This is a genomic window from Mycobacterium sp. 4858 (assembly GCF_900240975.1).
In the GTDB taxonomy this organism is placed as follows: domain Bacteria; phylum Actinomycetota; class Actinomycetes; order Mycobacteriales; family Mycobacteriaceae; genus Mycobacterium.
Genome location: NZ_LT968775.1, coordinates 957430 through 981033, shown reverse-complemented (window position 1 = coordinate 981033; position 23604 = coordinate 957430). Strand labels below are relative to the sequence as shown.

Below are 23604 nucleotides of genomic sequence, written 5' to 3'. Positions count from 1 at the left end.
TCATGACTATTCGTCGTCGTCCATCAGCGCCGCGTTGACCAGATCCTCGAGATCCATGTCCGCGATGTCCTTCTCCGAGGTCACCGCGGCGACCGGCTGCGCGTTGCCGTCTTCGTTCGCCAACGCCAGCAACAGCTCCAGCACCCCGGCCTGCCGCAGGCGCTTGACCGGAATCGAGCCCACCGCCCGCTGTATCTCGGCTTCCCCGGGCGCGGCCACCGGACTCTGCTGCTCGGCTGCGCCGACGAGTTCGCGGTGCATGTAACCGGCCAGCGCGGCGGAGTTCGGGTAGTCGAAGATCAGCGTGGGCGACAACGCCAGGCCGGTGGCGGATTTCAGCCGGTTGCGCATCTCGACCGCAGTCAGCGAGTCGAAGCCCAACTCCTGGAACGCCCGGTCCGGATCGATGGACTCGGGGCTGGAGTTGCCCAGCACGGTGGCGATGTTGGACCGCACCAGGTCCAGTAGCACCGCGTGCTGCTCGTCCTCGGGCAGCCCCTCCAGCCGCTGCAGCAGGGCCGATTTCGACTTCGCCGCGGCCAGCGAATCGTCGACCTGGCGCCGGGTCGGCGCGTTGATCAGATCGACGAACATCGGCGGCAACGTCCCGCCGTCGAACTTGACCCGCAGTGCCGCACGGTCGATGTGGGCGGGCAATAGGAACGGCTCGTCGACGATGAGCGCTGTGTCCAGCAGTTCCAGCGCTTCGTCCGAGGACATCGCGACGATCCCGTCGCGGCCGAACCGGGCGCGATCGGCGGCGCCGAGCGCGCCGGTCATGCCACTGGCCTGATCCCACAGACCCCAGGCCAGCGACATCGCCGGCAGCCCCAGCGTGCGCCGGTGCACCGCAAGCCCGTCCAGGAACGAGTTGGCCGCCGCGTAGTTGGCCTGACCCGAGGCGCCCGCCAAGCCCGCCATCGACGAAAACAAGACGAACGCCGACACATCCAGATCGCGGGTCAGCTCGTGCAGGTTCCACGCCGCATCGACCTTGGCCCGCAGCACCGCCGCCACTCGCTCCGGGGTGAGCGAGGAAATCACCGCGTCGTCGAGCACGCCGGCTGCGTGGATCACGCCCGACAGCGGCCGCTGCACCGGGATATCGGTGATCACCTTGGCCAGTGCCTCCCGGTCGGCGGCGTCACAGGCCACCACCTGCACCTGGGCTCCGGCGGCGCTGAGCTCCGTCACCAGTTCCGCGGCGCCCGGCGCGTCCAGGCCGCGCCGGCTCACCAACACCAGGTTGCGCGCGTCGTGGCGCGTCACCACGTGGCGGGCCAACGCCGAACCCGCCATCCCCGTGGCACCGGTGATCAACACGGTGCCGGCCGCCCAGGCGTCGGGCATGGTCATCACGACCTTGCCCACGTGGCGGGCCTGGCTCAGATACCGCAACGCCGCCGGCGCACGCCGTACGTCAAACCTGGTCACCGGCAACGGCCGTAGCACGTCGTCGCCGAACAGGGCGACCAGCTCGTCGAGGATCTGAGCGATGCGGTCCGGCCCGGCCTCGAAGAGGTCGAAGGCGCGGTAGCGCACGCCGGGGTGTTCCCGGGCGACCGCCTCCGGCTCCCGCATGTCGGTCTTGCCCATCTCCAGGAACACACCGCCGGGGGCGACGAGTCGCAGGGACGCATCCACGAAGTCGCCGGACAGCGAATCCAGCACCACGTCCACGCCGCGCCCACCGGTGACCGCCCGGAACTTCTCCTCGAAATCCAGGCTGCGGGAATCCGCGATGTGGTCGTCGTCGAACCCCATGCCGCGCAACGTGTTCCACTTGCCTCGGCTGGCGGTCGCGAACACTTCCAACCCCAGGTGGCGGGCCAGCTGCACTGCGGCCATGCCGACGCCACCGGCGGCGGCGTGCACCAGCACCCGCTGGCCCCGCTTGGCGGCGGCCAAGTCCACCAGCGCGTAGAAGGCGGTGGCGAACACCACCGTCGCCGTGGCGGCCGCCGTGTGCGACCACCCGGTCGGCACCTTGGCGAGCAGGCGCTGGTCGGTCCTGGCGACAGTTCCGGTGCCGTCGGGGAACAGGCCCATCACGCGGTCACCGATCGCGAAACGTGTTGTTTCAGGACCTGTTTCGATGACCGTGCCGGAAGCCTCGATACCCATGACAGCGTCGGGATCCGGGTACAGCCCCAGCGCGATCATCACGTCGCGGAAGTTGGCGGCCAGGGCCGACTGCGCGACCCGGACCTGCCCGGTGCCCAGCGGGGCGTCGGCGTCCGGGATGCGTTCCAACCGCAGGTTCTCGAAGGTGCCAGAGCTGCTCATGCCCAAACGCCACGGCCCGTCGGCCGGGGGGACCAGCAGACCGCCGACGGCGCGACTGCCGTGCACCCGGGCGGTGTACACCGTCGAGCCGCGCAGCACCACCTGCGGCTCACCGGCCGACAAGGCCGTGGCGACGGACTCCTCGTCCAACGGGCCATCGGTGTCGACGAGCACGATCCGACCGGGGTGTTCGGTCTGCGCCGAACGCACCAGGCCCCATACCGCCGCGCCCGCGAGGTCGGAGACGTCCTCTCCGGGCAACGCCATGGCGCCGCGGGTCGCCACCACCAGGGTGCCGGCCCCATCCCGGGCCAGCCAGGACTGCAGCACCGGCAGCACCGCGCGGGTGGCCGCGTAGACATCGGCGACGACATCGTCGGCCACCGGCGCGGACTCGAACACCACCGCCGACGGTTGCGCCTCGGATTCGCCGGATTCCGTTGCACCCCACGCAGATACCGATACGGGCTGCACCGATGTCGACCGCTGGGCCGACCAGATGACCTCGAAGAGCCGCTCCGGGCCGGAACTCGAGACCGCGGCCAGCAGCTGCTGGTCGGTCACCGGCCGGGCGACCATCGAGCCCACGGAGAGCACAGGGAGACCTAGCCCGTCCGCGAGTTCGATCGAAACCGCGGAATCGCTGACCGGCACGATCCGCGCCCGCACCGCCGCCGCGCCCGCCGCGTGCAGCGACACCCGTTGCCACGAGAACGGCACCAGCATCGAACCTTCGGGGAGCTCGTCGCCGTCGGCGGTCAGGATCACCGCATGCAGTGCCGCGTCGAGCATCACGGGGTGGACGCCGAAGCCCGCCGCCGAGACGCCGCTGTCCGCGGGCAGGGTCACTTCGGCGAAAACCTCGTCGCCGCGGCGCCACATCGAGGTCAGGCCGCGGAACGCCGGCCCGTAGCCATACCCGCGCTCGGCCAGGCGCTCATAGCCGTCGCCGACGTCCACCGGGGTGGCGCCCACCGGGGGCCACACCGAGAGGTCCGCGCCCGGCTGCACCGACCCGGCGCGGAGCACGCCCTCGGCGTGCAACGACCAAGCCGAACCCGCGTCGGCGCGCGAAAAGACCGACACGGCACGGGCCCCCGCTTCGTCGGCACCGCCGACCACCACCTGCACCGCGACCGACCCCGAACCGGGCAACACCAGGGGCGCGGCCAGATTCAGCTCCTCGATGACGCCGCAGCCCACTTCGTCGCCGGCGCGCACCGCCAACTCGACGAATCCCGCGCCCGGGAACAGCACGACGCCACCGACGGCGTGGTCGGCCAGCCAGCCCTGCGTACCGGGCGACAACCGACCCGTCAGCACCACCCCGCCGGACGCCGGCAGTTCCACCACCGCGCCGAGCAGCGGGTGCTCGCCGGGGGCGAGCCCCAGACCCGCGGCGTCGACCGCGGCGCCGTCACCGGAGAGCCAGAACCGCCGGCGCTCGAAGGCATAGGTGGGCAGCTCCACGAAGTTGGCGGTACCGACGACGCCTCGCCAGTCCACGTCCATCCCGGCGACGAATCCCTCCGCGACCGCGCGGGTGAGCGTCACCGGTTCAGGGCGATCCTTGCGCAGCGCAGAAATGGTGAACACGGAAGCGTCGGGAAGCGTTTCCTCGATCGATGCCGTGAGCCCGCTGGCGGGGCCGACCTCGAGGAAGCGGTTCCCGCCGGCCGAGTGCACCAGGCGCACGCTGTCGGCGAACCGCACCGCCTCGCGAATGTGCCGTTTCCAGTAGGCGGGCGAGGCGTAGTCGTCGGCCGCCAGCTGCCCGGTCACGTTCGACACGATCGGAATCACCGGCTTGCCGATCGCGAGTCCGGCTGCGACCGTGCCGAATTCGTCGAGCATCGGCTCCATCAGTGGCGAGTGGAACGCGTGGGAGACGGCCAACTGGTGGACGCGGCGGCCGTCGGTGCGCAGCCGGCTCGCGATCGCGGCCACCTTGTCCTCGGCGCCGGAAATGACCACGGACGTGGGCCCGTTGACGGCGGCGATGCCGACGGCTTGTTCGTAGGCCAGCAGCGGCCGCAGCTCCTCCTCGGTGGCCTGCACGGCGATCATCGCCCCGCCCTCCGGCAGGGCTTGCATGAATCGGCCGCGGGCCGCCACAAGTACGGCGGCGTTCTGAAGCGACAGCACGCCGGCGACGTGGGCGGCCGACAGCTCTCCGATCGAGTGGCCCAGCACGATGTCGGGGTGGACACCCCACGATTCGAGCAACCGGAACAGGGCGACTTCCACCGCGAACAACGCCGGTTGGGCGAATTCGGTGGTGTTCAAGAGGTTTTCGTCGTGACCCCAGATGACCTCACGCAGGGGACGCAGCAGGTGCCGGTCGAGCTCGCCCACGACGGTGTTGAACGCCTCGGCGAACACCGGGTACGCGGCGTGCAGGCCCATTCCCATGCCCAGTATCTGGGCGCCTTGGCCGGGGAAGACGAAGACGGTCTTGCCGCCCGGTGTCGCCGTGCCCTGCACGACCGACCCGACTTCGCCGGTGGCCAACTCGTCGAGGCCGGCCAGCAACTCGTCACGATCAGCACCGACGACGACCGCCCGGTGCTCGAAGTTCGACCGGCCTGCCAGCGACCAGGCCACGTCGCCGACGTCGAGGTCGCTGCGCCGGCGCAGGTGCTCGGCGAGCCGCCCGGCTTGGGAGCTCAACGCCGGCAACGACTTTGCGGACACCGCCCAGGGCACCACCGGCAATGTGCGGTGTTCCACCACCGGCGTGGACTCGACGGGTGCCGCCTCGATGATCACGTGCGCGTTGGTGCCACTGATACCGAACGACGACACGCCCGCCCGGCGCGCACGGTTCGCCGGCCAGGGCTGCGGCTCGGTGAGCAGCTCCACAGATCCCACCGACCAATCGACGTGCGGGCTGGGTTCGTCGACGTGCAGCGTCGCCGGCAACAAGCCGTGGCGCATCGCGAGCACCATCTTGATCACGCCGGCCACCCCGGCGGCGGCCTGCGTGTGGCCCATGTTCGACTTGATCGAACCCAACAGGAGCGGCTCGGACCGGTCCTGCCCGTAGGTGGCCAGCAACGCCTGGGCCTCGATGGGATCGCCCAATGTGGTTCCCGTGCCGTGGCCTTCGACCACGTCGATTTCGGCCGCGGACAATCCGGCACTGGCCAGCGCCGCACGCACCACCCGCTGCTGCGAGGGGCCGTTCGGCGCGGTCAACCCGTTCGACGCACCGTCCTGGTTGATGGCCGATCCCCGCACCACCGCCAGCACCGGGTGGCCGAGCCGCCGCGCATCCGAGAGACGCTCGACCACGAGCATGCCGCCGCCTTCGGAGAAACCGGTGCCGTCGGCGGCCCCCGCGTACGCCTTGCAGCGGCCATCCGCGGACAACCCGCGCATGCGGCTGAACTCCACGAAGATGTCGGGTGTGGCGTTGACGGTGACGCCGCCGGCCAGCGCCAGATCGCACTCCCCCGAACGCAGCGACTGCGCCGCCATGTGCAACGCGACCAACGACGACGAGCACGCGGTGTCCACCGACACCGCCGGCCCCTCCAAGCCCAGCACGTACGACACCCGGCCCGATGCCACACTCGACGACTGCCCGGTCAGGCGGAAGCCCTCCGCAGCCGGGGCGGCGCCCATGCCGTAACCCTGGGTGTACACCCCGGCGAACATGCCGGTTGCGCTGCCGCGCAACGCGCCGGGTTCGATTCCGGCTCGCTCCAACGCTTCCCACGACAGCTCCAGGAACATCCGCTGCTGGGGATCCATGGCCAGCGCCTCGCTGGGCGCGATGCCGAAGAAGGCGGGGTCGAAGTCAGCGACGCCGTCCACGAAGCCGCCGGTGCGGGTATAGCAGGTGCCCGGCACGTCGGGATCGGGGTTGTAGATGCCCGCCAGGTCCCAGCCGCGGTCGGTGGGAAAGCCCGAGAGCACGTCGCGGCGCTCGACCAGCATCTGCCAGAGGTCGTCGGGGGAATTCACCCCGCCCGGATAGCGGCACGCCATGCCGACGATCACGATCGGGTCGTCGCCGACGGCGCGAACCACCGGGGTGGGCGTGATTTCCTGTGGCATTCCGGCGAGTTCGCCGCGGATGTAGCTCGCCAGCCCATTGGGTGTCGGGTAGTCGAAGATTAGGGTGGGTGAAAGCGCCAGTCCGGTCGCGGTTTTCAGCCGATTGCGCATTTCGACCGCGGTCAGCGAGTCGAAGCCCAGGTCTTGGAACGCCTTGTCCGGGTCGATCGCGTCCGGCGTGGTGTTGCCCAGGACGGTGGCGATGTGCGAGCGGACCAGGTCGAGCAGCACGGCGTGCTGTTCTGGTTCGGGCAGCCCGTGCAGGCGGTGGGCCAGAGCCGATTTCGACTTCGCGGCGGCCAGCGAGTCGTCGACCTGGCGCCGCGCGGGCGCGTTGACCAGGTCGGCGAACATGGGCGGGACCGCGGCGGCGTGGGCACGCAACGCGGTCAGGTCGATGCGGGCGGGCGCCAGGAACGGCTCGTCGACGATCAGCGCGGTGTCGAACAACTCCATCGCCTCGCCCGACGACAAGGCCAGGATGCCGTCGCGGCCGAGCCGGGCGAGGTCGGCGGCGTCGAGCCCACCGGTCATGGCGCTGGCCTGATCCCACAACCCCCAGCCCAGCGAGATCGCCGGCAACCCGTGGGTCCGTCGATGCGCGGCCAGCCCGTCCAGGAAGGAGTTGGCCGCCGCGTAGTTGGCCTGCCCCGAAGACCCCACCAGCCCGGCCATCGAGGAGAACATGACGAACATCGACAGATCGAGGTCGCGGGTGAGCTCGTGCAGGTTCCAGGCGGCATCGACCTTGGCGCGCAACACGGCATCGACGCGTTCCGGGGTCAACGACGTGACCACCGCGTCGTCGAGCACACCGGCGGCGTGAACCACCCCGGTGAGTGGGTGCGCCGCCGGAATCTCGCCGATCAACGAGGCCAGGGCCTGCCGGTCGGCGGCGTCGCACGCGACCGCGCGCACCCGCGCCCCGGCTTCCTCCAGTTCGGCGATCAGCTCGGCCGACCCGGGCGCGTCGGGACCGCTGCGGCTCAACAACACCAGGTTCTGTACCCCGTGGTGCCTCACCAAGTGGCGGGCCAGCGTCGAACCCGCCATTCCGGTCCCACCCGTGATCAGCACGGTGCCTGCCGCCGGCGCGTCCGGGACCGTCATGACGACCTTGCCGATGTGGCGCGCCTGGCTCAGGTACCGCAACGCCGCACGGGCACGCCGGATGTCGAACGTGGTGACCGGCAACGGGCTCAGCACACCGGCGTCGAACAACCCGGCCAACTCGATCATCCACTGGTGCATCCGGGGCCGGCCGGGCTCGAAAAGGTCGAAGGCGCGGTAGCGCACGCCCGGATACTCCTGGGCGATCACGCCGGGGTCGCGGATGTCGGTCTTGCCCATCTCCAGGAACACGCCGCCCGGGGCCACCAGCCGCAGTGACGCGTCCACGAAGTCACCCGCCAGCGAATCCAGCACCACATCCATCCCGCGGCCACCGGTCACCGCGCGAAACTTCTCCTCGAACTCGAGGCTGCGGGAATCCGAGATGTGGTCCTCGTCGAAGCCCATGGCCCGCAACGTGTCCCACTTGCCCTTGCTGGCCGTCGCGAAGATCTCCAGACCCAAATGGCGGCCCAACTGGACCGCGGCCATGCCGACACCGCCGGCCGCGGCGTGCACCAGCACGCGTTGGCCCGGCTTGACATCCGCCAGGTGCACGAACGCCATGTACGCGGTGGTGAAGACGGCCGAGATGGCGGCGGCCTCCGCGTAGGACCAGTCCGCAGGCATCGGCTGCAGCAGCCGCACGTCGCCGGGGACCAACGTGCCGCTCCCGTCCGGGAAGAATCCGTAAACCGAGTCGCCGACGGCGAATTCGGTGACGCCCGGACCGACCTCGGTCACCACGCCGGCGCCTTCACCGCCGAGCAGCGCGTCATGGGTGAACATGCCCAGGGTGATCATGATGTCGCGGAAGTTGGCCGCGATAGCGCGCAGTGCGACCCGCACCTGACCGGGCTCCAGGGGCGCGTCGGCGTTGGGAACCGGCTCCAGCCGCAGGTTTTCGAAGGTTCCGGCGCTGCCGATGCCCAATCGCCAGGGTCCCTCGGCCGGGGGCACCAGGAGATCGTCGGCGGCGCGGCTGGGCCGCACCCGCGCCGTGTGGACCTGGCCGTCGCGCAGCAACACCTGCGGCTCCCCCGCGGCGAGCGCCGACGCGGCGGCCCGATCATCCAGCGGCACATCGGAATCCACCAGGACCATGCGGCCGGGGTGTTCCGTCTGCGCCGAACGCACCAGACCCCACACCGCCGCGCCGGGCAGGTCGCCGATGTCCTCGCCGGGCAGTCCCACGGCGCCGCGAGTCGCCACGATCAGCACACCGGAGTCACGTTCGGTCAGCCACGCCTGCACCGCGGTCAGCGCCCGATGCGTGCGCTCGTACGTTGCGCTGACCGGATCCTGTTCTTCGGCAAGCGATTCCAGTATTTCGTAAGACGGCGCGGGGCCGGTCGCCGACGCGGTGGCCGGCGACCACGCCACCTCGAACAGCCGCTCGGGGCCAGAACTCGACACCGCCGCACGCAGCTGCCGCTCGGTCACCGGGCGGGCAACCATCGCACCCACCGACAACACCGGCAATCCCAGACCGTCGGCGAGCTCGATCGAGATCGCGGTGGCGCCGCCGCCCGCCGCTGGGTTAACCGGCGCGATGCGGGCGCGCACCGCGGTCGCACCGGCGGCGTGCAACGAAACGTCCTGCCACGAGAAGGGCAGCATCACGTCGACAGGCCGGCCCGCCGCCTGCTGCGCCATGATGACGGCGTGCATCGCCGCGTCGAGCAACGCGGGGTGCACCCCGAAGCCACCGACGCCTCCGGCCGCGTCCGGCAGCCGCACCTCGGCGAACACCTCGTCGCCGCGGATCCACGTCGCGGTCAATCCCCGGAACGCCGGGCCGTAGCCGTATCCGTGGGCCGCCAGCCGGTCGTAGCCGTCGGCCACGTCCACCGCGACCGCGCCCGCGGGCGGCCACACCGACAGGTCGGCGCTCGGCTCGATCGAGCGGGAGCTCAACACCCCCTCCGCGTGGCACACCCAGCCCGAACCGGCGTCGCCCCGGGAGAACACAGAGACGGGACGCCGGCCCGATTCTTCGGCGGGGCCGACAACCACTTGCACGGCAACGGAACTGGCGGCGGGCAGCATCAGGGGCGCCTGCAGCGTCAGTTCGTCGACAACCGAACAGCCGACCTGGTCGCCGGCCCGGATCGCCAGCTCGACGAACCCCGCGCCGGGGAACACCGCGGCCCCGGAGACCGCGTGATCGGCCAGCCAGCCCTGCAGGCTGGCCGACAGCCGACCCGCCAGCAGCACCCCGCCCGACGCCGGCAACTCCACGACAGCGCTGAGCAACGCGTGCTCGCTGGCGCCCAGCCCGAGGCCCGCGGCGTCGGCCCCGACGCCCTCGCCCGACAGCCAAAACCTGCGCCGGTCAAAGGCGTACGTCGGCAGCTCCACGAAGCTCGCGCCGGCCAGGAGGCCGCGCCAGTTCACGCTCACCCCCGCCACGAACGCGGCGGCGGCCGACGCCAGGAATCGCTCGAGGCCGCCGTCATCGCGGCCCAGGGTGGGAACGACGATCGCCGCGGCATCGCCGGAGGCGCAGTCGTTGCAGGTGTCTTCGATGCCGGCGATCAGCGCGGGGTGCGGACTGGATTCGACGAACGTGCGGTACCCGTGCTCGCAGGCGGCGCGCACCGCCTGGTCGAACTGCACGGTCTGCCGGATGTTGCGATACCAGTAGGCGGCATCCAAACCGGCGGTGTCCAAACGATTTCCGGTCACCGTGGAGAAGAAGGCGACACGCGAGGAACTCGGTTCGATACCGGCCAGCGCCTCGATCAGCTCGTCGCGAATGGCCTCGACCTCGACCGAGTGCGACGCGTAGTCCACGTCGATCCGGCGGCTGCGCAGCTCGAGGTCGGCGCAGAATCCGGCGAGTTCATCCAGCGCGGCCACCTCGCCCGACACCACCACCGCCGACCGGCCGTTGACGGCCGCGATGCTGACCCGGTTGCCGTAGGGCGCCAACAACTCTCGTGCCCGCTCGGTGCTGCATGCGATCGACAGCATGCCCCCGGAGTGCGCCAGTGACCGCAGCAGCTTGCTGCGCAACGTGACCACCCGGGCGGCGTCGCGCAGCGACAGGGCGCCGGCGACATACGCCGCGGCGATCTCACCCTGTGAGTGGCCGATCACCGCGTCTGGGTTGACGCCGACCGATTTCCACAGTTCGGCCAGCGAAACCATCACCGCGAACAGCACCGGCTGGACCACGTCTACGCGATCCATCCCCGGAGCCCCGGGCGCGCCGCGCAGGACGTCGATCAGCGACCAGTCGACGAATTCGGCGAACGCCTCCTCGCACGCGTTGATCTGCTGGGCGAAAACCGGGGCGGTGTCGAGCAATTCGACGCCCATGCCCAGCCATTGGGAACCTTGGCCGGGAAACACGAAGACGGTCTTGCCGGCCGGTCCCGCGCTGCCCTGAACGACCGACCCCGTCAGCTCATCGCCGGCCAGCTCGTCGAGCCCCGCCAGCAACCGGTCCCGGTCACCACCGATGACGACGGCCCGATGCTCGAAGGTCGCGCGGCCCGCCAGCGTCCAGGCCACGTCGGCGACGTCGAGGTCACCGCGCCCGCGCACATGCGCTGCCAGCCGGGCGGCCTGGGACCTCAACGCCGACAAGGATTTCGCCGACACCGCCCACGGCACAGCCACGGGTGTCGGGTGGTCCTCGCGCGGCTCGGGCGCGGGAGCCGCCTCGATGATCACGTGTGCGTTGGTGCCGCTGATCCCGAACGAGGACACACCGGCGCGTTGCACCCGGTGCCCGGCGGGCCACGGCTGCGCCTCGGTCAGCAACGACACCGATCCCGCCGACCAGTCGACGTGCGGGCTGGGCACGTCCACATGCAAGGTCGCCGGCAGCATTTCGTGGCGCATGCCCTGAACCATCTTGATCACGCCGGCCACACCCGCCGCCGCCTGCGTGTGGCCCATGTTCGACTTGATCGACCCCAGCCAGAGCGGCTGGGACCGGTCCTGCCCGTAGGTCGCCAGCAACGCCTGCGCCTCGATCGGGTCACCCAGCGTCGTGCCCGTGCCGTGGCCTTCCACCACATCCACGTCCGCCGCCGACAGGCCTGCATTGGCCAGCGCCGCACGCACCACCCGCTGCTGCGAGGGGCCGTTCGGCGCGGTCAACCCATTCGACGCCCCGTCCTGGTTGACCGCCGATCCGCGCACCAGCGCCAGCACCGGATGGCCCAACCGCCGGGCGTCCGAGAGCCGCTCGACGACCAGCATCGCGCCGCCCTCCGACCAGCCGACGCCGTCGGCCGCCCCGGCGTAAGCCTTGGACCGGCCATCGGGGGCCAGCCCGCGGTGGCGACTGAATTCGACGAAGACCGTCGGGGTGGCGTTGACGGTCGCGCCGCCGGCCAGCGCCAGGTCGCACTCCCCCGAACGCAGCGACTGCACCGCCATGTGCAGCGCGACCAATGACGACGAACAGGCCGTGTCCACCGACACCGCCGGGCCCTCGAGCCCCAGCACGTACGACACCCGGCCCGAGGCGACACTGGAGGTCATGCCGGTCAGTCGGTAGCCCTCGATCTCCTCGGCGAGCATGCCGTAGCCCTGGACGATGAGGCCGGCGAACACACCGGTCGCGCTGCCGCGCAGCCCGCTGGGGTCGATCCCGCCCCGCTCCAGCGCCTCCCAGGACAGTTCCAACAGCATCCGATGCTGCGGGTCCATCGCGAGCGCCTCGCTCGGAGCGATCCCGAAGAAGGCCGGATCGAAGTCGGCCACACCGTCGACGAAACCACCGGTCTTCGCGTAGGTCTTGTGGCGCGCGTCGGGGTCCGGGTCGTACAGGCTCGCCAGGTCCCAGCCGCGATCGCTGGGGAAGTCCGTGATCACGTCGCGGCCGTCGGCGACCATCCGCCAGAGGTCTTCCGGTGTCTCGACTCCGCCAGGGAAACGGCAGGACATCCCGACGATCGCGATCGGCTCGCTCGACCGCTCCAGCAGCGCACGGTTGGTGCGTTTCAGGCGTTCGACCTGGACCAGCGCTTTGCGCAGCGCTTCGGTCGCATGCTGGAGTTGATCCACCATCACTACCTCTCGCCTAACTTGGCCGTCAGATGCCCTGATGCGACTCTCGCCGAGTCACGGAAATTGCTGCACGATGCGATGTCGTGCCGCTCTCCGGCCCAAGAATGTCGCTGGTGAGTATCGCCAACTCCGACGGGATTTCAAAACGTCCGATGCTCCCGGCTGCTACAGGAGGACCGGCTTGGGCGTGAGGAACGCCTTGTCCACGGGGATCGAAAACGCGCGTTTGCGCCCGCGGGTGCCGGGGACCGTCCGGGTCCCGCCAGGCCGGGATACAACTGACGCGCCTTCCATGGCGCGACTGTACCCGGCTGAGCATCGATCGTGGTCAGGACGGGTCAGACACCGGCCCGGCGCCAGCCGTCGGCCGCCCGGGCGGCTCGGATCAGCACGTCGCACAATTCGCGCAGTTCGGCGGGCCGGGCCCCTTCTTCGAGGGCGGTCGCGACGTCCTCGGCCGCGCACCGCACCTGGTAGACCCGGTCGGACAGGTCGACCGCGTCGTCGGCCGACAGGACCACCGCGTCAGGAGGCAGCGCCACTGCGGGCCCCCGGGTCAACGAGGCGCGCTGTTCGTACGCCCGCTGCCGGCACGACTGCCGGCAGTACTGGCGGCGGCGTCCCATCCCCGCGTCGGACACGTCTCGACCGCACCAGCGGCAGGGTTGCGGATGGGTGCGACGGCTCACGGCTGCCGACTTTAGTCGGGTTCGCGCGGCGATCCCGGTATCATTGAAGGCCGCGTCGCGTACGCCGGCCACCGAGCCGGGAACTACGCCGAGCGCCGCGACGTTTGCCAAGCGGGACAGAATTGCACTACAGCAGCCCGAAAGTTCGAAAAGACCTAGAGGAGTAGCAACATGGCTGATCGCGTCCTTAGGGGCAGTCGCCTCGGAGCCGTGAGCTACGAGACCGACCGCAACCACGACCTTGCACCACGTCAGCTCGCGAAGTACCGCACCGAGAACGGCGAAGAGTTCGAGGTCCCCTTCGCCGACGACGCCGAAATTCCCGGCACCTGGCTGTGCCGCAACGGCTTGGAAGGCACCCTGATCGAGGGCGACCTGCCCGAGCCGAAGAAGGTGAAGCCGCCGCGCACGCACTGGGACATGTTGCTGGAACGGCGCAGCGTCGAAGAGCTCGAAGAGCTGCTCAAGGAGCGGCTCGAAATCATCCGGTCACGCCGCCGCGGCTGACCTCAGACCGCTTTAGCTGCGGTTGTCCGCGCGCTGGGTGCCGGCGCGAGTCTTGCGCCCCTCGATGCCCCATCGGGTGACCTTGACCAGCGCCTCGCGGATGTTCGAGCCGCTCATCTTCGAGACGCCCAGTTCACGCTCGGTGAAGGTGATCGGCACCTCGGCGATGACGAACCCGTTGCACACCGTGCGCCAGGTCAGGTCGATCTGGAAGCAGTAGCCCTTGGAGTCCACCGCGTCGAGGCCGATCGCCTCGAGGACTTCGCGGCGGTACGCGCGGTAGCCGGCGGTGATGTCGTGCACACCGATGCCCAGCGCGACGCGCGCATAGGTGTTGGCCGTCCACGACAGCGCCCAGCGCCGCCACGGCCAGTTCCGCACTGAGCCGCCTTCGACGTAGCGGGAACCGATGGCCAGGTCGGCTCCGGCGTCGATGGCGTCCAGCAGGCGGTGCAGCTGTTCGGGCGCGTGGCTGCCGTCGGCGTCCATCTCCACCAACACGGAGTAGTCGCGGCTCAGTCCCCAGGCGAAGCCCGCCAGGTACGCCGCGCCCAGCCCGTCCTTGGCCGTGCGGTGCATGACGTGGGTACGACCCGCGTCTGCGGCCGCCAGTTCCTCGGCGAGCTCGCCGGTGCCGTCGGGGCTGCTGTCGTCGACGATGAGCAGGTGCACGTGGGGACAGGCGTCCTTCAACCGCCGGTGGATCACCGGCAGGTTCTCCCGCTCGTTGTAGGTGGGAATGATCACCAGGACGCGCTCGCTGGGACGACTTCCCGAGTCCCGGGGCGCCGGCTGGCCGGTGGTCATGTAGCTCCTCTGTGTCGCCCGAAATTACGCGACGGTCGTCGGCCGCCCTCGTGGAGCGGAGTGTAGTCACCCTCGTCATCCGGCGGCGCCTGGTCTCCGCCCTCCTCGGGAGGACTGTCCGCCTCGCCGGGTGGGGTTTCGCCTGGGGGCGTGCCGGCGTCCGAGGATCCGTCCGGACCCTTGGACCTCCGACGAATCGAACGCGCGAACCAACCATTCTGCCGTATCCCGGCCAAGATTGCCGCCCCGGCCGTCGCGACCAGGAGCCATTGCAACAGCGGGCCCCAGCGGGTGGCCGGCGTCAGCTTGGTCTTCAGGCGAACCTGCATATCCAGGTAATCGGGCTGGAAGAAGTCGGTGCGCACCAGCTCGGCCCCGTCCGGTGCGATCACCGCGCTGATCCCGGTGGTGCCGGCGACCACCACGTATCGATCGTGTTCAACGGCCCGCACCTTGGCGAAACCCAGCTGTTGTTCGCTCATCGTCTTGTTGAAAGTGGCGTTGTTGCTCGGAACGGCCAGCAACTGGGCGCCGTTGCGGACCGCGTTGCGCGGGACGCGGTCGAAGATCACTTCCCAGCAGGTGGCCACCCCGACCGGCACCCCGGCGATGTGCACGATGTCCCGGCCCGGGCGGGGCACCATGTTCCCGGCGCGGTCGGCGTAGCTGGAAAGGTGCCTGAAGAGCCAGGGCATCGGCAGGTATTCGCCGAATGGCTGCACGATTTCCTTGTCGTGCCGATCGGCCGGTCCGGTCGCCGGGTTCCACACGATCATGGTGTTGGTGTATTGCGGATTCTCCGGCGGGCTGCCGGGCAGTTCGGACACGGTACCGATCAGGATCGGCGCGCCGATCGCGGTCGCGGCCTGGGATATCTCCAGCGCGGCGTCGACGTTCACCAGGGGGTCGATGTCCGATGAGTCCTCCGGCCAGATGACGAATTGCGGTTGCGGCGCCTGTCCGGAGCGCACGTCCTCCGCCAGGTGCAGCGTCTCGCGCACGTGGTTGTCGAGCACCGCGCGGCGCTGCGCGTTGAAGTCGAGGCCGAGCCGCGGCACGTTGCCCTGCACCACCGCCACGGTGACCGAGGGCTCGCCGCCCGATCCCGTGCCGGCGTGCCGAACCTGGGGCCAGACGATGACGGAGACGAACAAGACCAGGCAGATGCAGACGCCAGGCAGCACCACGGCGGGCGGTGCCGCATCGGCTTTCACCGGTTCGTCGCCGCCGCGGTGCGCCCGATTGCCGGTGCGCCACCATTTCACGATCTCGAGCTCGATGGCGGTCGCGCTGAAGCCCACCAGCACGATCGCCATCGAGAGCAACGCGGGACCGCCGAGCTGGGCCAAGGGCAGGAAGGGGCCCTGCGCCTGGCCGAAGGCCACCACGCCCCACGGGAAGCCGCCGAACGGGACGGTTGATTTCAGCCACTCCTGTGCCGTCCACACCAGCGCGAACCAGACGGGCCAGCCCGGCAGCCGGCGCACGACCACGGCGCACAGGCCGAACAGCGCGGGAAACAGCGCACACGTCACGGCCAACGCCATCCAGGGCACGGCGCCGACGAGCAGGCTGATCCAGGGCAGCAGCGGCAGATAGAACGCCAGGCCGAACAGGAACCCGTAGCCCAAGCCGCCCGCCGGCGTCGTCGCCGGGTGCTTGAGCACCCAGGCCAGCAGCGCGGCGGCCACAACCGCGCCCCACCACCAGTTCAGCGACGGGAAGCTGGTGTACAGCAGCACACCGCCGGCCACGGCGCACGCCAACCGGGTCAGCCGCGGCAGCAGGGCGGCCCGCACGCCGGGCAGCCGCGCCGACACCCGCCGCCGCGCGCGGCCCAGGCGGTCCGCCAGCGCCGGGGCGCCGGGTTCCGGGGCGTCGACGCCGTCGTCGGGCTCGGGCTCGGGCTCGGGGGCAGACTGCGGTTGGACGTCGACGGGCTCGTCGTCGCGCTCTGATTCGGCTTCGTCGCTGATCGGATCGGTGTCCGGGTGCGGCGCGGGGCCGTCGTCCACCGGGCCGAGTTGGTCGGCCCGGTCGGGACCGTCCTTTCGGCCGAACCATTCCCTAGCCATGGATGACAGCGCCCCGGTGCACCGTTCGACGGCAGCGTGGCAGGGCATCGGTCGGGCCCAGGCGCGGTAGGGCCGGCACCCGGGCGCGCGGGTCGGTCGACCAGCGCGCGACGGCGTCGCGGGGTGCGTGGACGTCCAAGGGTCCCGCGTTCCAGACGGCGTAGGAGGCCGGGGCGCCCGGCACCAGCGTTCCCGTCGTGCCGTCGCGGACGCCGGCGGCCCGCCAGCCACCGCGGGTCGCGGCGGCGAACGCGGCCCGCGCGGAGATCGCGCTGCCGGGTGTTCGATGGGTGGCCGCCGCCCGCACGCTCGCCCACGGGTCGAGGCCCGTGACCGGTGCGTCGGAACCTAGGGCGAGGGGCACGCCTTGGGATGCTAACAGCGCAAGCGGGTTGAGCCGGCTGCCTCGCTGGGCGCCGAGGCGCCGCGCGTACATGCCGTCGGCGCCGCCCCACAGCGCGTCGAAGTTGGGCTGCACGCTGGCGATGACGCCCCATTGCCCAAGTTGGGTGGCTTGCTCGGCGGTGACCATTTCGACGTGCTCGAGGCGGTGACCGCACCGGGCGACGGCCGCCGCTCCGAGCCGCGCGACGACCCGTTCGAAGGCGGTGACCACCGCCGAGACGGCGGCGTCGCCGATGACGTGGAAGCCCGCGGTCACCTCCGCTTCGGTGCAGGCCCGCAGGTGCGCCTCGATGGCGTCGGGGTCGAGGTAGCAGGTGCCGAGCCGGTCCGTGGCGTCGGCGTACGGCTCGTGCAGCCAGGCGGTGCGTGACCCCAGCGCGCCGTCGACGAACAGGTCACCGGCCAGCCCGCGGGCTCCGGTCTGCTCGACAAGCGCGCGCGCCCGCTCCGGCGTGCTGACCGCCTCGCCCCAGTAGCCGATCACCTCGACGCCGTGATCGAGGGACCGCAGCTGCAGCCAGTCGTTCAGGCCGCCGATCTCGGGCCCGGCGCATTCGTGCACCGCGACGATGCCGGCCGCCGCGGCGGTCGAAAGGGCGGCCGTCCGGGCCTCGGTCAGCTGGTCGGGCGTCAGCAGGTCGCGGGCAACGGCGCGGACCAGGTGGTGCGCGTCGCCGGTGAGCGGCCGGTCGGGGGCGAAGCCCGCCGCCGCTGGTAGATCGGCGACCAGCCGGCGCAACGCGGTGGAGGCGAGCGCGGAGTGGACGTCGACTCTGGTCAGATAGGCGGGCCGAGAACCGAGGACGGTGTCGAGGTCGGCGGTGTCCGGCGGCCTGTTCTCCGGCCACGACGACTCATCCCAGCCATGCCCCCACACGGGCCGGCCCGGGTGGGCCGCCGCGTAGTCGGCGATCATTTGGATGCAGTGCTCCCGCGAGCGCGCCCCTCGCAGATCCAGTCCGCTGAGCGTCAGGCCGGTCGCGGTCAGATGGATGTGGCTGTCGACGAACCCCGGCGCCACGAAACCGCCGTCCAAGTCCTCGATGTCGGCGCCGGGAAACAGGCTGCGGCCGACGTCATCGCCGCCCAGCCACGCGACGACGTCGCCCCGCACCGCCATAGCGGTGGCGTCGGGATGGGTCGGGCTATACACCCGGCCGTTGACCAGCAGCGTGGTGGACGTCTCGCTCACAGGGCAAAACTACGTGTGCCGGCGGCCGGTGTTCAGTCCCAGGCGGGCCGCCCGGGATAGCCGCCGCGCACCGGCTCGTTCGGCAGGGCGGGCGGCCGGATGTCCCGGACGTCCACGACCTCGCCCTCGATGCAGCCGTCGAGGTAGCCGTCGCCCGGCGCGGCGCCACCGCGGGGCACACCGGCGCCGAACAGTGCCGTCTCGGCGAGCAGCGGGATCCGCCGCCGCAGACCGCGCATCGCGAGCGCGGCCAGCCCCGGGCCGACGGCCGACCGGACGGGCCGCACCAGCAGCAGGAGTCCCAACACCGTGGTGACCGGCCCGGGTATCACGACGAGCAGGGCGCCCAGCGTGACCAACGTCCCGTCCCGCACCGCCGTACGCCGCTCGGCGAGGCCGGACCGCAGGTGCCCGAGCTGACGGAGCAGGTGCGAGCCCGACATCGGCAACAAGAGCCCCCAGCCGAGCAGCAGGCTGCCCGCCAGCGCCAGCAGCGTCCAACCCCACCCGATCGTCGCAACCAGGGCGGTGATCGCCGCCAGCTCCACGAGGGCGTAGACCAGAAACAGCCGTGACAACATGTCTGGCCAACGTGCGCCGGCCGAGCCGAAGTTCCCATGGTGGTGTCCGGGGCGATTGCAGTTAGATGACGACATGACGACGATTGAGATCGACACCCCCGACGGACCGATCGACGCGCTGCTCGACCTCCCCACCGGTCAGGGCCCGTGGCCCGGCGTGGTGGTGATCCACGACATCGTCGGCTACCGCAGCGACAAGGAATCGACGAACAAGCGCATCGCCGATGCCGGCTACGTCGCGATCACCCCGAACATGTACGCGCGGGGCGGGCGCATCCGCTGTATCACCCGGGTCATGAAAGAGCTGCAGACGCAGCGCGGCCGTGCCCTCGACGACATCCTGGCCGCCCGCGATCACTTGCGGGCCATGCCCGAATGCACCGGTGAGGTCGGCGTCGCGGGCTTCTGCATGGGCGGCCAGTTCGCACTGGTGATGTCGCCCAAGGGTTTCGGCGCCTCCGCCCCGTTCTATGGCACTCCCCTGCCCCGCAACCTCGACAAGACCCTCGAAGGGGCGTGCCCGATCGTGGCGAGCTTCGGCAGTCGCGACCCGCTGGGCAGGGGCGCCCCCGAAAAGCTGCGCAAGGTGACCGCCAGTAAGAACATCACCGCCGATATCAAGGTCTACCCCGGCGTCGGGCACAGTTTCGCCAACAAGCTCCCAGGCCAGCCGCTCAACCGAATCGCCGGTTTCGGCTACGACGAGGCCGCCACCGAGGACGCGTGGAGGCGGGTCTTCGCATTCTTCGGCGAACATCTGGCGTCCGGGACGTAAGGCCTTCGGGCACACCAACTTTCGCGACAACGTCGTCGCTGACGTGCGCGTGTCGCCTGCGTCAGGCCGGCGCCACCCTGAGCTCGAGCCCGACGTTGTTTTCCATGCCGCCGCGCAGCTTGCTGAAGAAGTTGAACACCTTGCCCACGATGCCGTACCGCTTCCCGATCGCGTCGTAGACGGCCGGGGTGTGCGACGCGTCGAGGACGGCGGCGGTGCCTTCGACGGCCTCGCTCGTCGGCTTGCCCAGCATGGTGCAGGTCGCCAGGGTGACGCGCGGGGTGTTGCGGATCCGCTTGACCTTCCACGACTTTTCCTGGGTGATGACCAGGAGCCGGTCCCCGCTGAGCGTGTCCAAAGCCGCCCAGATCGGCGTCGGCTTGGGCTTGCCGTCCTTGGTGAAGGTGGTCAGCAGGATGTACTGCGCCTTGGCGAGATCGGCGAAGGTGGGCGTCACGGTAACAACCTACCGCCGGTCAGCCCTCCAGGTCGCCCTCGGTTTCCAACAGCGCCTGGCGCAGCCCGTCGATCGTCTCCGGCTGCGGCTGTTCCCACATGCCGCGGCCGGCGGCCTCCAGCAGCCGTTCGGCCATCCCGTGCAGCGCCCACGGGTTGGATTCGGCCATGAACTTGCGGTTCTCGGGATCCAGCACGTAGCGCTCGGTGAGCTGTTCGTACATCCAGTCGGCCATCACCCCGGCGGTCGCGTCATAGCCGAAGAGGTAGTCCACGGTCGCCGCCATCTCGAACGCGCCCTTGTAGCCGTGCCGGCGCATCGCCGCCATCCAGCGTGGGTTGACGACGCGGGCGCGGAACACCCGCGTGGTCTCCTCGGACAGGGTGCGGGTACGGATCGCGTCGGGCCGGGTGTTGTCGCCGATATAGGCGGCCGGGGCCTGGCCGGTCAACGCCCGGACCGTCGCCACCATCCCGCCGTGATATTGGAAGTAGTCGTCGGAATCGGCGATGTCGTGTTCACGGGTGTCGGTGTTCTTGGCGGCCACCGCAATGCGCCGGTACTGGCGGTTCATGTCGTCGACCGCCTCGCGGCCGTCCAGGTCGCGGCCGTACGCGAAGCCGCCCCACGCGGTGTACACCTGCGCCAGGTCGGCGTCGTCGCGCCAGTTGCGGCTGTCGATCAGCTGCAACAGCCCCGCCCCGTAGGTGCCGGGCTTGGATCCGAAAATCCTTGTCGTGGAGCGCCTTTGGTCGCCATGTTGGGCCAGGTCGGCCTGGGCGTGCGCGCGCACGTAGTTGTCGTCGGCGGCCTCGTCGAGGCCGGCCACCAGCTGCACCGCGTCGTCGAGCATCGTCACCACGTGCGGGAAGGCGTCCCGGAAGAAGCCCGAGATCCGCACGGTGACGTCAATACGCGGGCGGCCCAACTCGGCCGGCGGAATGGGCGTGAGATCGACGACGCGCCGCGACGCGTCGTCCCAGACGGGCCGAACCCCGAGCAGCGCAAGCACTTCGGCGATATCGTCGCCGGCCGTGCGCATCGCCGACGTGCCCCACACCGACAGCCCCACCGATTGCGGCCACCGCCCATGGTCGTTGCGGTAGCGGGCCAGCAGCGAATCCGCCAGGGCAACCCCGGCCTCCCACGCCAGCCGCGACGGCACCGCCTTGGGATCCACGGAGTAGAAGTTGCGGCCGGTGGGCAGCACGTTCACCAGGCCGCGCAGCGGCGATCCCGACGGGCCGGCCGCGATGAAGTGGCCGTCCAACGCGTTGAGCACCTGGTCGATTTCGGCGGCGGTGCCGGCGAGCCGGGGCACCACCTCGGTTGCCGCAAACCGCAAGACCCTTGCCACGTCTGGATTCTCGGTGATCCGGTCGACGGCGTCGGGATCCCAGCCGCTGACCTGCAGCGCGGCGACGAGTTCCCGGGCGGCGGACTCGGCCCGGTCGACCGCCGACCGCTCGTCGGTGCCGTCCTCGGCCAAGCCCAGCGCCTGCCGCAGGCCGGGAATGGCCTGCTCGCCGCCGAACAGCTGGCGGGCCCGCAGTATCGCCAGCACCAAGTCGAGTTCGGTTTCCCCCGAGGGCTTTTGACCCAGGATGTGCAGGCCGTCGCGGATCTGCACGTCCTTGATCTCGCAGAGCCAGCCGTCGACGTGCAGCAGCATGTCGTCGAAGGAGTCCTCCGGGGGCCGCTCGGTCAGCCCGAGATCATGGTCCATCTTGGCGGCCCGAATCAGCGTCCAGATCTGTTGGCGGATGGCCGGCAGCTTGCCGGGGTCCAGCGCGGCCACGTTGGCGTGCTCGTCGAGCAGCTGCTCCAGACGGGCGATGTCGCCGTAGGTTTCGGCGCGCGCCATCGGCGGGATGAGGTGATCGACCAGCACCGCGTGCGCCCGCCTCTTGGCCTGGGTGCCCTCGCCCGGGTCATTGACCAGGAAGGGGTAGATCAGCGGCAGGTCGCCCAGCGCCGCGTCGGATCCGCAGGCCGCCGACATGCCCAGCGTCTTCCCGGGCAGCCACTCCAGGTTGCCGTGCTTGCCCAGGTGCACTATCGCGTGCGCACCGAAACCCGTGTCCAGCCAGCGGTAGGCGGCCAGATAGTGGTGGCTGGGCGGCAGGTCCGGGTCGTGGTAGATCGCCACCGGGTTCTCCCCGAATCCGCGGGGCGGCTGCACCATCAGCACCAGGTTGCCCGCCTGCATGGCGGCGATGACGATTTCGCCGTCGGGGTCTTGCGTGCGATCCACGAAGAGGTCGCCGGGCGGCGGACCCCAGTGCCGTGTCACCGCGTCCGTCAGCTCGGCGGGCAGGGTGTCGAACCAGTCGCGGTAGTCCTTGGCGGACAACCTGATCGGATTGCCGGCCAGCTGCCCGTCGGTGAGCCAGTCGGGGTCCTGGCCGCCGCGTTCGATCAGCGCGTGGATCAGGGCGTCACCGTCGCCGGCCTCGACCCCGGGCACCTCGCCCACCTGATAGCCGCGCTCGCGCATGGCCCGCAGCAGCGCGACCGCGCTGGCCGGGGTGTCCAGGCCCACCGCGTTGCCGATGCGGGCGTGCTTGGTCGGGTAGGCCGAGAACACCAGGGCCACCCGCTTGTCGGCGGGGGCGACGTGGCGCAGCCGGGCGTGCCGGACCGCCAGGCCCGCGACCCGGGCGCATCGTTCCGGGTCGGCGACGTAGGCGATCAACCCGTCGTCGTCGATCTCCTTGAAGGAGAACGGGACCGTGATGATGCGGCCGTCGAACTCGGGCACCGCCACCTGGGTGGCCACGTCCAGCGGGCTGAGCCCGTCGTCGTTTGCGCTCCACTGGGCCCGAGAGCTGGTCAGGCACAATCCCTGCAGGATCGGAACGTCAAGGGCCGCCAGGTGTTCGACGTTCCAGCTGTCATCATCGCCGCCGGCGGACACCGCGGCCGGCTTCAGTCCCCCGGCGGCCAGGACGGTGACCACCATGGCGTCGGCGTCGCCAAGCCGTTGCAGCAGTTCGGGTTCGGCGGTGCGCAGCGACGCACAGTAGACCGGCAGCGGCCGCCCGCCGGCGTCCTCGATGGCCCGGCACAGCGCCTCGACGTAGCCGGTGTTGCCCGCCAGTTGCTGCGCGCGGTAATACAGGACGGCGATCGTGGGGCCGTCAGCGTCGGTGGTGGGTCGCTCCAGCTCGCCCCAGGTCGGTGTGACCACCGGCGGGCCGAAGCCGAACCCGGTCATCAGGACGGTGTCGGACAGGAAGGCGTGCAGCTGGCGCAGGTTCTCCACGCCGCCGTGCGCCAGATAAATGTGCGACTGGACCGCGATGCCGGCCGCCAGCGTGGACAGGCCGGTCAACTCGGCGTCGGCGGCCTGCTCGCCGCTGACCAACACCGTCGGCACGCCGCTGGCGAGGACCGTGTCGATGCCGCTCTGCCACGCGCGGTAGCCGCCGAGGATTCGCACCACGACGATCGCGGCATCCTCCAATAGCCCGGCCAGCGGCTCGGGCAGTCCCCCGCAAGCGGGAGGTGCCCCCACGCTTTCGTCCAGGCGCGACGGGTTGGCCCACCGATAGTTCTTGCCGCTGGCACGGGCGCTGATCAGGTCCGTGTCGGATGTCGACAGCAGCAGGATGGTCGGCTCAGCCACCC

At 70.6% G+C, this 23604-nt stretch carries 8 protein-coding genes and 1 pseudogene; 2 read left to right on the top strand and 7 right to left on the bottom strand.

Annotated elements, in window-relative coordinates; genetic code table 11:
• Window positions 1-6 precede the first annotated feature (6 nt).
• Window positions 7-12486, bottom strand: coding sequence for a type I polyketide synthase (locus C1737_RS04530; RefSeq protein WP_102417352.1), 12480 nt, complete (start codon window positions 12484-12486; stop codon window positions 7-9).
• Window positions 12487-12824: 338 nt separating this feature from the next.
• Window positions 12825-13175, bottom strand: a complete 351-nt coding sequence (locus C1737_RS04525) for a hypothetical protein (RefSeq protein ID WP_082975257.1) — start codon at window positions 13173-13175, stop codon at window positions 12825-12827.
• A gap of 171 nt (window positions 13176-13346) precedes the next feature.
• Between C1737_RS04525 and rbpA the strand changes: the two genes are divergently transcribed.
• Window positions 13347-13682 carry an RNA polymerase-binding protein RbpA gene (gene rbpA, locus C1737_RS04520; RefSeq protein WP_067926986.1) on the top strand — a complete coding sequence of 112 codons (336 nt, stop codon included), beginning with the start codon at window positions 13347-13349 and terminating at the stop codon, window positions 13680-13682.
• On the opposite strand, the pseudogene lnt reads toward rbpA, so the two are convergent.
• The 3 genes and pseudogenes from lnt to C1737_RS04500 all read right to left on the bottom strand — a co-directional run bounded on the left by lnt (window position 13657) and on the right by C1737_RS04500 (window position 18742).
• Window positions 13657-16564: pseudogene (lnt, locus tag C1737_RS04510) on the bottom strand (apolipoprotein N-acyltransferase). The gene rbpA and the pseudogene lnt overlap by 26 nt on opposite strands.
• Window positions 16557-18089 carry an amidohydrolase gene (locus tag C1737_RS04505; protein WP_102417781.1) on the bottom strand — a complete coding sequence of 511 codons (1533 nt, stop codon included), beginning with the start codon at window positions 18087-18089 and terminating at the stop codon, window positions 16557-16559. The pseudogene lnt and the gene C1737_RS04505 overlap by 8 nt, the downstream one beginning before the upstream one ends.
• A gap of 104 nt (window positions 18090-18193) precedes the next feature.
• A complete protein-coding gene (locus tag C1737_RS04500) occupies window positions 18194-18742 on the bottom strand; it encodes an FxsA family protein (protein WP_102417350.1) in 549 nt (182 codons plus the stop codon).
• A 73-nt stretch (window positions 18743-18815) separates the two neighbouring features.
• Between C1737_RS04500 and C1737_RS04495 the strand changes: the two genes are divergently transcribed.
• Window positions 18816-19517 carry a dienelactone hydrolase family protein gene (locus C1737_RS04495; protein ID WP_067926973.1) on the top strand — a complete coding sequence of 234 codons (702 nt, stop codon included), beginning with the start codon at window positions 18816-18818 and terminating at the stop codon, window positions 19515-19517.
• A 61-nt stretch (window positions 19518-19578) separates the two neighbouring features.
• Here C1737_RS04495 and C1737_RS04490 read toward each other — a convergent pair whose 3' ends face one another.
• Both C1737_RS04490 and cobN read right to left on the bottom strand, forming a co-directional pair.
• Window positions 19579-19974 (bottom strand): PPOX class F420-dependent oxidoreductase, encoded by a 396-nt coding sequence (locus C1737_RS04490; protein WP_102417349.1) that lies wholly within the window; start codon window positions 19972-19974, stop codon window positions 19579-19581.
• Between the two features lie 19 nt (window positions 19975-19993).
• Window positions 19994-23602 carry a cobaltochelatase subunit CobN gene (gene cobN, locus C1737_RS04485; RefSeq protein WP_102417348.1) on the bottom strand — a complete coding sequence of 1203 codons (3609 nt, stop codon included), beginning with the start codon at window positions 23600-23602 and terminating at the stop codon, window positions 19994-19996.
• Window positions 23603-23604: the final 2 nt, after the last annotated feature.

Excerpts from the sequence above, each read along its gene's own strand:
- C1737_RS04505 (WP_102417781.1), bottom strand. The coding sequence starts at position 18,089 with ATGGCGGTGCGGGGCGACGTCGTCGCGTGGCTGGGCGGCGATGACGTC.
- C1737_RS04495 (WP_067926973.1), top strand. The coding sequence starts at position 18,816 with ATGACGACGATTGAGATCGACACCCCCGACGGACCGATCGACGCGCTG.
- rbpA (WP_067926986.1), top strand. The coding sequence starts at position 13,347 with ATGGCTGATCGCGTCCTTAGGGGCAGTCGCCTCGGAGCCGTGAGCTAC.
- C1737_RS04500 (WP_102417350.1), bottom strand. The coding sequence starts at position 18,742 with ATGTTGTCACGGCTGTTTCTGGTCTACGCCCTCGTGGAGCTGGCGGCG.
- C1737_RS04530 (WP_102417352.1), bottom strand. The coding sequence starts at position 12,486 with ATGGTGGATCAACTCCAGCATGCGACCGAAGCGCTGCGCAAAGCGCTG.